Origin of the sequence: Sphingomonas sp. (assembly GCF_040398505.1) — a bacterium.
Taxonomy (GTDB): Bacteria; Pseudomonadota; Alphaproteobacteria; order Sphingomonadales; family Sphingomonadaceae; genus Sphingomonas.
Map to the genome: position 1 here is coordinate 1 of NZ_JBBATX010000118.1, position 5,953 is coordinate 5,953.

Here is a 5,953-nt window from a genome sequence, read left to right on the forward strand (position 1 = left end):
TGACCGGATCGTTACACAGTCGATTTGACGCTGGTTCGCGCCTTCCCCTGTTGCTCGCTGCGGTGATCGTGGGTGCGGGGATCGACGGGTTCGGCTGGCAAGCGGGCATCAAGCCGAACCGTCGATCCGCACTCAATAGCGGCTGATTTCCACCGGCAGCTTGCGATAGCCGTGGACGAAGCAGGCCGCGACGCGCTCCGGCTCGCCCAGCACGTTGACGCGCATCCGCCGATTGGCCATTTCCTCAAGCAGGATGGCGATCTGCAGCTCGGCAAGCCGTGCGCCAACGCAGCGGTGGATGCCGTGGCCGAAGGCGAGGTGCCGCCGGGCATTGGGCCGGTCGACGATGATGCGGTCGGCATCGGGAAAGACGCTCTCGTCGCGATTGGCCGAGAGATACCAGAGCGCGAGTTTGTCGCCGGCCTTGATCTGCTGCCCTTCGAGCACGGTATCGGCAGTCGCGGTGCGGCGCATGTGCGCGAGCGGGGTCTGCCAGCGAATCACCTCCTGCACGGTGTTGGCGATCAGCGCCGGGTCGGCCTCGAGCTTGGCGCGCTCGTCCGGGAACAGGTCGAGCCCGTAGGCGATCGCGCTCATCGTGTTGCGCGTCGTATCGTTGCCGCCGACGATCAGCAGGATCAAATTGCCAAGAAATTCCATCTGGTCCATTTCGGCCATCGCATCCGAATGGATCATCATGCTGATCAGATCGGGCGTCGGGTCCTTGCCGACCTTGCCGTTCCACAGATTCTGGAAATAGGCGCCGCATTCATACATGTGCTTGAGGCGTTCGAGCCGCAATTCCGGGTTCTTGACCAATTCGATATCGCCCGCCCAATCGGACCAGAAGGTCAGCTTGCGGCGGTCCTCCCACGGGAAATCGAACAGGATCGCGAGCATTTGCGTGGTCAGTTCGACCGACACGGTATCAACCCAGTCGAACGGCGTGTTCCATTCCAGCGTGTCGAGGATCTCGGCGGTGCGCATCCGGATATTGTCGGTCATCCGCACCATTTCGCTTGGCGTAAAGGCGGGGGCGACGGTGCGGCGCTGGCCCGTGTGTTTGGGCCGGTCCATCGCGATGAACATCGGCATGCGCACATCGGTCGGGTCCTGCTCGATGAAATCGGCGAGCGTGATGCCACCGGCTTCAGACGAGAACAGTTCGGGCATCGATTCGACATGGACGATCGGCTTGTAGGTCGAGACCGACCAATAGGGGCCGAAGCCGGAGTGTTCGGTGCGGTGGACCGGCGACGTCGCGCGCAATTCGCGGAACGGCGCTTGCCAGACATCGTCGCGGTAGAGTTCGGGGCGGGAGACGTCGAGCGGATCGACGGGCATCGCATCGATCGCCTGCGCAGGTGCTGCTGGTGCCAGTGTCGCCATATCCGCTCTCCGTCTTTTATGACGCGAGAAGACCCCTAACTGACATTGATGTCAACAGTCTTTCGTCGCCCGAAAAGGCCCTTCCAGCCGATCTTGCTGCTGCCCGACTGCAACACCCCGCGCCGGAACGCGCGCGCGCCGATGTTAATCGCGATCACCACCCACAAGGCTTGCCAGCCAAGCGCGGCGGCATGCGGCCACAGTTCGGGCTTGTTCGCCGCATGTGCTGCCATCGCATAGGGGGAACTCAGCGGAAACAGCTCGACCAATTTCGTGCGGGCCGAATCGGGCGCGCCGCTTGCCGACAGCGCCAGCCCAAACATCGCGACCTGGACGATCGTGATCGGCAGCGACAGCATTTGCAATTCGCGCGGGGTGGAGGCTTGCGCGCCGGCGCCGAGGAACACCGCGCCGAGCAGCAGATAGGCCATCGCGAAATAGGCGAAGAACAGCAAATAGAACATCGGCACGCCGACCGCCGGACCGATCTCGCCGATCGCGTTCGCATAAGTGGCTGGCAGGATCCCGCCGATCTGGCTGACCAACGTCGCCCAGAACGCGACGAACAGGATCGCCGAGCCGAACATGCCGAGCAATTTGCCGAAGAACACCGCCTCGAGCGGCACGGCGGCGGCGAGGACTTCGACCACCTTGTTGCTGCGCTCCTCCATCATCGTGCCGACCGCTTGGCCCGCGAGCAGCAACGTCAGGAAGAAGATGCCGAACACCGCGATGAACGCGGCTTGCTTGTGCCCGCTGTCGGTCGGCGCGGCGCGCGCGATCGAGGTGAGCGTGGGGGTGCTCAACGGCGCGGCCTTGGTCGGATCGGTGCGCAGCGTCGCCTCGGCGAGCGAGCCGAGATAGCGCGCATCGGCGCGGCCTTGCCCGCCATACAGGATCGTCGGCTTGGTCAGGTCGCCATATAGCGCCGCAGTCGTATCGTCCGCCTTGCCGCCCTTGAAGGTCGCGCGGGCTTGCGCCTGCGGGTCGGCGGTCGGCGGGGTGATCAGCAGGAGCGGCGGCTGATCGGCGCGCGAAAAGACCGCACGCAACCGCGCATCGGCACTGCGCATCGCGGCTTGCTGGGCCGGGGCGACGATCGCGACGATCCGCGTCTTGGCGTTGGAGCCATCGGTGACCGAACGCGCGCCCATCCCGCCGATCAGCCCGAAGCCGATCGTGAAGACCGGCGACAGCAGGAACAGCAGGAAGGTCGGGGTGAACACCGTCGCGACGAAGTCACGGCGTGCGATGGTCAGCGTCTGGCGGACGATACGCGGCAATCTGCTCATTGCGCTTGCTCCAGTGCAGCCTTGCCGACGATCCGTACGAACGCATCGTGCAAGCCCGGGCGTTCGATCGACAGCCCGGCAATGCCGTGGCCCGCGCCGATCAAGCGGCTGAGTGCTTGCTCGACCCCGCCTTCGGGGACTTCGAAGCTCCAGCCATGCTCGTCATGCCGTGCATCGGCGGGGAGGAACGCGGCCACCGCCGGATCATCGCGCACTGGCATATATTGCGCGCGCATCGGCAGCATTCCGCGTGCCTCCGCCACGGTCCCTTCAAAGCGGCGCTTGCCGCCCGCGATGATCGCGAGCCGGTCGCACAGCCGTTCGGCGTGCGCCATCACGTGCGTCGAGAACAAAACGGTCGCGCCACGGTCGCGCTCGGCGAGGATCAGCGCTTCGAGCCGCTCCTGATTGACCGGATCGAGCCCCGAAAACGGCTCGTCGAGCACGAGCAGATCGGGCTTATGCACCACCGATCCGAGCAATTGCACCAATTGCGCCATGCCCTTGGACAGCTTGCGGATCTTGGTGTCGACTGCATGGCCCAGCCCCGCCGCCTCGAGCAAGGTCACCGCACGCTTGCGCCCGGTCTTGAGATCGAGCCCGCGCAACGCGCCCATGAACGCGATCGCGTCCTTTGCGCGCATGGCGGGATAGAGGCCGCGTTCTTCGGGCAGATACCCCACTTGGTCGCTCGCATCGCGCGGGCGGTCATGCCCCAGCAGCGTCCGCGTGCCGCCATCGGGCTCGATAATGCCGAGCAGCATCCGCAGCGTCGTCGTCTTGCCCGCGCCATTCGGCCCGAGCACGCCGTAAATCGCGCCCTTCGGCACCGCGATATCGACCCCGTCGACGACGCGCTTGCCGCCGAAATTCTTGATCAGGCCGGTGGCGGAGACCGCCAGATCGTTACGCCCCAAACCGCTTAACAAAGCACATTTCCCCCATCGGCCGCACTCGTGGTAGCGGGTGGTGGTGCAGTTCGACAAGTCACTCCAGACGCGCCTCGCGGCAAAAGCGACCGAATTGGGCTTCGTCGCGTGCGGCGTCACGCGCGCCGACGCCGCGCCGCGATCGGCCGAGCGCTTGCACCAGTGGCTCGCCGAGGGGCTGCACGGCGACATGATCTGGATGGCCGCGCGGGCGGATCAACGCGAATCCCCCACCGCTTTGTGGCCCGAGGTCAAGAGCGTGATCGCTTTGGGCATGAGCTACGCGCCCGCGACCGATCCGCTCGCGCTGGCGGGGGAGGGCGGGGTGGGGCGCATCTCGGTCTATGCGCAGGGCGGCGATTATCACGATGTCGTCAAGCGCGCGCTGAAAGCGTTGGCGCGCTGGCTGGTGGCCGAAGTGCCGGGGACCGATCTCAAGGTGTTCGTCGATACCGCGCCCGTCATGGAAAAACCGCTGGCCGCGGCGGCGGGGCTGGGCTGGCAGGGCAAGCATACCAATTTGGTCAGTCGCGAGCACGGGTCGTGGCTGTTCCTGGGGGCGATGTATACGACGTTGGAGGTTGCTGCCCTTAACCTCGCCTCCACCCCGGCGAAGGCCGGGGCCCAGTTGGAAAACGCCGATAATGACGGGAAGCGCGAAGGTTTATCGGCCATCGCAGCTGGGCCCCGGCCTTCGCCGGGGGGGAAGACAGAGCAAGGACCGCCCCCCCACGACCATTGCGGCACCTGCACCGCGTGCCAGACCGCGTGCCCGACCGACGCTTTCCCGCAACCCTATCGCCTCGATGCGCGGCGCTGCATTTCCTATCTGACGATCGAACATGCCGGCCCCATTCCGCTCGAATTCCGCGAGGCGATCGGCAACCGCATTTATGGCTGCGACGATTGCCTGGCGGTGTGCCCGTGGAACAAGTTCGCCGCGACGGCGCACGCCAACCGCGCCTTCCTGCCGCGCGCGGAACTGGCCGCCACGGCGCTCGCCGACTTGCTCGCGCTCGATGATGCGAGCTTTCGGCAGGTCTTCGCCGGTTCGCCGATCAAGCGCATCGGGCGCAACCGGATGATGCGCAACTGTCTGATTGCGGCGGGCAATAGCGGGGATGCGGGGTTTCGGGTGAGCGTGACGCGTCTGCTTGCCGATCCCGATCCGGTGGTGGCGGAGGCGGCCCAATGGGCGCTGGGGCGGTTGAGCGGGTAAAAGATGGGTTCGCGCAGCGGCGCAGAGGCGCAGAGGGAAGAAAGAGGGTTCGCACAAAGACACGAAGACACGAAGAAAGCTCAACTGAGAGCGGCTATGAAAACGAACTAACCCAGCCCGCTACGCGGGCCATTTCCTTCTTTTTCGTGTCTTTGTGTCTTTGTGCGAGTCTGCCGCTTCCTTCTTCTCTCTGCGCCTCCGCGCCGCTGCGCGAACCCAAACCTTCTACCGCCGCCGCCCCGCCTGCAACGCCCCGACACAGCTCGCGCGATCGATCGGGGAGCCGTCGGTCTGCCGCGCGTCGAGATAGGTGACGACCGGCTCGGCCCCCGCCTTCGGATCGCGGCCCTTGGGATAAAGGTACGCATCGAGCACGCAGGTCGCATTGCCGAACTGGAGCTTCCGCGCGCTGCCCTCGCGCACGTCCGCGACCGGCGCGCCGAACAGGGCGGTAAGATTGGCGGCACTCGCGCCGATCACTTGCCCCAAACCCGCCGTCCCGGTCGGAATCGGGATGAGCGGCGGGCGCTCTGAGGTCGGGCGTGCGGTGTCCGTCGCGCACCCCGCCAGCGCTAGCCCCGCCAGCATCGCGCCGAAAATTCTCATGCCGAGCGCCCCTTGTGAAACAGATGTGTCGCCATCGCCGCGCCGATGATCGGCGCGAACAGGTTGAGGATCGGAACCATGAACAGCGCCGTCCCCGCAACCCCCAGCGCGAAGCGATCGACCGCGCCGGTCTTGCGCCAGTCTCGCATCATCGATTCGTCCATGTGGCGGGCCGCGACCATCTGCCCAAAATCGTTGCCGAGCAGCCAGCCATTGACGAGAAAGAACAGCAAGGCGGTGCCGACGCCCGTCACCAGCAGCAGGAAATAAACCGGCGCGAGCGCGAGATTGACGAGAATCGCGCGCCCGGCCGAGCGCAAGCCCAAGCCGATCCCGCGCGCCAGCGACACGTCGCGCGCCGCCGCCAGCACGCCTGGGTAATGTTTGCGTTCGACCGCGATCACGACCTCGTCGGCAAACACCCCCATCACCGCCACCGCCACCGCGCGGAACAACAGCCATGCCAAAGCGAACGCGATCAGCAACGCGATCGTCCCCACCAGCCCGCCGAGACTGGG

Annotated in this window: 6 protein-coding genes; 1 reads left to right on the forward strand and 5 read right to left on the reverse strand. The window is 65.8% G+C overall.

Annotation, left to right across the window (positions count from 1 at the left end; genetic code table 11):
• Positions 1-132: 132 nt before the first annotated feature.
• The 3 genes from ABWP09_RS12390 to ABWP09_RS12400 are packed head-to-tail and all read right to left on the reverse strand — an operon-like array spanning position 133 to position 3,610.
• Complete coding sequence (locus tag ABWP09_RS12390) at positions 133-1,389, reverse strand: cytochrome P450 (RefSeq protein WP_353205439.1); 1,257 nt, start codon at positions 1,387-1,389, stop codon at positions 133-135.
• Positions 1,390-1,424: 35 nt separating this feature from the next.
• A complete protein-coding gene (locus tag ABWP09_RS12395) occupies positions 1,425-2,681 on the reverse strand; it encodes an ABC transporter permease (RefSeq protein WP_353205440.1) in 1,257 nt (418 codons plus the stop codon).
• Positions 2,678-3,610: an ABC transporter ATP-binding protein gene (locus ABWP09_RS12400; protein WP_353205441.1), complete on the reverse strand. Its 933-nt coding sequence runs from the start codon at positions 3,608-3,610 to the stop codon at positions 2,678-2,680. Before ABWP09_RS12400 ends, ABWP09_RS12395 begins: the two co-directional genes overlap by 4 nt.
• Positions 3,611-3,647: 37 nt before the next feature.
• On the opposite strand from ABWP09_RS12400, the gene queG reads away from it, so the two are divergent.
• A complete protein-coding gene (queG, locus tag ABWP09_RS12405; RefSeq protein ID WP_353205442.1) occupies positions 3,648-4,829 on the forward strand; it encodes a tRNA epoxyqueuosine(34) reductase QueG in 1,182 nt (393 codons plus the stop codon).
• 225 nt (positions 4,830-5,054) lie between these two features.
• On the opposite strand, the gene ABWP09_RS12410 is transcribed toward queG, so the two are convergent.
• Positions 5,055-5,435: a hypothetical protein gene (locus ABWP09_RS12410; protein ID WP_353205443.1), complete on the reverse strand. Its 381-nt coding sequence runs from the start codon at positions 5,433-5,435 to the stop codon at positions 5,055-5,057.
• A partial coding sequence (locus ABWP09_RS12415; RefSeq protein WP_353205444.1) for an EI24 domain-containing protein occupies positions 5,432-5,953 on the reverse strand: 522 nt, incomplete at its 5' end. The genes ABWP09_RS12415 and ABWP09_RS12410, both read right to left, overlap by 4 nt.

Excerpts from the sequence above, each read along its gene's own strand:
- ABWP09_RS12390 (WP_353205439.1), bottom strand. The coding sequence starts at position 1,389 with ATGGCGACACTGGCACCAGCAGCACCTGCGCAGGCGATCGATGCGATG.
- ABWP09_RS12395 (WP_353205440.1), bottom strand. The coding sequence starts at position 2,681 with ATGAGCAGATTGCCGCGTATCGTCCGCCAGACGCTGACCATCGCACGC.
- ABWP09_RS12410 (WP_353205443.1), bottom strand. The coding sequence starts at position 5,435 with ATGAGAATTTTCGGCGCGATGCTGGCGGGGCTAGCGCTGGCGGGGTGC.